2 protein-coding genes are annotated in these 2,779 nt (G+C 71.4%); one reads left to right on the forward strand and one right to left on the reverse strand.

Features of this window, described 5'->3' with window-relative positions; all coding sequences use genetic code 11:
• The first annotated feature begins 170 nt into the window (after window positions 1-170).
• Window positions 171-1,226 (forward strand): matrixin family metalloprotease, encoded by a 1,056-nt coding sequence (locus tag VAE46_RS08185; protein ID WP_322796439.1) that lies wholly within the window; start codon window positions 171-173, stop codon window positions 1,224-1,226.
• A gap of 9 nt (window positions 1,227-1,235) precedes the next feature.
• On the opposite strand, the gene VAE46_RS08190 is transcribed toward VAE46_RS08185, so the two are convergent.
• Complete coding sequence (locus tag VAE46_RS08190) at window positions 1,236-2,567, reverse strand: phosphodiester glycosidase family protein (RefSeq protein ID WP_322796440.1); 1,332 nt, start codon at window positions 2,565-2,567, stop codon at window positions 1,236-1,238.
• Between the last annotated feature and the right edge of the window lie 212 nt (window positions 2,568-2,779).

A 2,779-nucleotide genomic window follows, 5' to 3' on the forward strand; every position in this document is an offset into this window, starting at 1 on the left:
CCGCGCGGTCTACGAATTCGACCCCTTCACCGGCGCGTGGCGGCGCTATGCACCCGGCGCCCCGGCCTACGTGAACTCGCTCGCCATCCTCCGCAAGGGCCGCGCCTACTGGTTCCTCGCCAGCGCGCCCGGCACCATCCAGGTCCAACCGTAACCACCCGGCAGGGCCCATGACCCTTCGCTACCTCGCCCTCTCCAGTCTCCTGCCGCTCGTTGCCCTCGTCGCCGGGGCCAGCGAGCGGCAGGCCGCCGCCCTGCCTGCGCTCATCCCGGCGGCGGTGGTGGTCGAACGCCCCGCCGGTCCGCCGGCCCTGCTCCACTTCCTCGTCGCTGCGAATACCCCCGCCGACGCCGAAGCCGCCATCGCTGCAGCCCTCCGCTCGCTCGAGCCCGCCGTTGCCCGGCGAAACGGCGAATCAGGCGACGCCGCCGCCGCCTGGCGCCCCTGGGGCTGGGCCTGGGCCGATGACGAGCTCCCCGTCCCGGTCGCCTACAACCCCACCGGCGCCCCGCCGTCGGTCAGCCCCGCCGCCGTCATCGCCGGCATGCAGGCCTGGTCCACGGTCGAAGGCTCCGGCTTCGCCTTCCGCTACGCCGGCATCACCGACCGCACGGCCTCCATCCTCGAATCGGGCCCCGATGGCGAAAACGTCATCTCGTGGGTCCACCTCGATTGCTCGCGCGGCTGCGTCCTCGGCCTCACCAGCAAGGAGCTCGTCCACGAAGTCGACATGCTGCTCAACAGCAACCCCAACGCCCTCGCCGAGCTCGGCCTCGAAGCCGTCCTCGATTGGCGCACCGTCATCCTCCACGAACTCGGCCATATGGCCGGCCTCGAACACTCCTGCCCGGCGCCCTGGGGCCCCTGTACCCCCGAGGAGATGGCCGCCGTCATGTACTTCCAGTACACCGGCATCAACCGCAGCCTCGCCGCCGATGACCGCGCCGGCATCCGGGCGCTCTACCCCGCCGCTCCCTCCCCGCAGCCCGCCCCGCCGGAAGTCCGCCTCGAAGCCGGCTGGAACCTCGTCGTCCTGCCCGCCGGTCCCCTGCCCAACCTCGCGGCTGCCCTCCCCTGCCTCGTCGCCGCCTACCAGTTCGACGGCGAACGCTGGCTCCGCTACATCCCGGCGCTTCCCCCTGCCGCCCAAACCCTGCGCGACCTCCCCGCCCCGGCGCCCGCCTGGGTGCTCGCCGCCGGCGCCTGCTCGACCGCCCGCCCCTGAACCCGGCGCCTACCGGTAGCGCGATTCGTCCAGCGTCACATACATGAAATCGCGCTCCTGCACCCGCAGGAACCGACCCGGGCCGTCCGGCATCGTCTCCATGAACTTCTCGGGCCTCACGCCGCCGTCCGGCTGCGGGAAGAACAGCGAGGTCAGCACGTAGGGGCTGTTGATATCCAGCTGCATCGCGGTCTCCGCGCCGGCTGCCCACAGCGCCTTCGCCAGCGTCGCCGCGCTCAGCGAATTGCCCGCCGCCACCAGCAGGTTCCCATCCTTCGTGACCCCGATCGCCGAGCGCCAGGTGATGAACTCCGAAGAGTTCACCTGCACATAGCCCCACGTGTCGTTGCCCTCGTTCGTCCGTTTGCTGATTTCGCCCCCGTCCACCAGCAGCACCGCGTTCTGGCGGCAGGCCTCCATCGTCGCCTCGTCCCACGTGAAGTCGCGGCCGTACTCCCCCATCACGAACGTCCCATCCTTCTTCGTGCAGACGGTCGCCAGCCCGTTCCGCAGCCGCTGAAACTCCTTCCCGTGCGCCACCATCCCGAAATTCCCGTGGTCGCCCTTGAACCCGCCATTCCACGCCGCCAGCAGCTTCGGCACATCCTCCGCCGGGATCGAACCCGGCCCCTTCACGCCGCGGCTCCCGCCCGGGTCGACCGTGCCTGCCACCAGGTGTAGCCGAACCCGCCGCGCGTCGACCAGCAGCACCCCAACCAGCGCGTACGGCCGCGAGCTGTCCGGGCGGAAGAACGTCTTTGCCAGCAGCGGGTCGTCCGGCGAGGTCCGCGGCAGCCCTGCCGTCGTCCACGTTCCTTCCCCGGGCTCCGGGTTGTCGCGCAGCTGCCGCGTCTGCGGGAACTGCATCGGCTGGGGCAGAAAGGCGTCCGGGTTCACCGGTGCATCGGAACGGCGCGCACCCGCCCACACCACCACCTCCCGCGCCGGCTCGCGCGCCACGAACTCCACCCGCACCGGCCGCACCTCGAACGGGTCCATCTCCGCCCCCAGCACACGGTAGCGCACCTTCTGCACCCGGTCCTCCAGCCTGAAAAACCAGCTCTCCACGCGCGCCGTCCGCTCATCCCCGATGGTCGCCCGCAGGGTGTCCGCCACCTCCGGAGCGATGCGGTCCTTCTGCAGGTAGGCGGCCGCTCCCGCCAGCAGCAGCATCCCCAGCACCGCAAGCACCGCCCGCCGCCACGTCACCACCCGCCGCGTCGCGTCGGGCCCGGGTTCGTCATCCTCCGCCGGGGCCTGCCCACCCCCATCCGTCGCTGCGCCGACCGCGGCCGCCGCGCGCCCCTCACCCGGTCGCCAGCCGGTCAGCCCCCGAAACACGGGCCGGAGTCTAGCACCCATCGCCATGGTCGCAATCCATAACGCGCAGCCGGCACCGGAAGTTTCCCCGGGGGGCTACACTGCGGATATGCGCATCCTCGCCATCGATATGGGCACGGGCACCCAGGACATCCTCGTGTTCGAAAGCGGCGGCCCCATCGAAAACTCCCCGAAGATGGTCCTCCCCTCCGCCACGGCGATCGCCGCCGCCC

The organism is Tepidiforma sp. (assembly GCF_034433535.1).
Lineage (GTDB): Bacteria > Chloroflexota > Dehalococcoidia > Tepidiformales > Tepidiformaceae > Tepidiforma.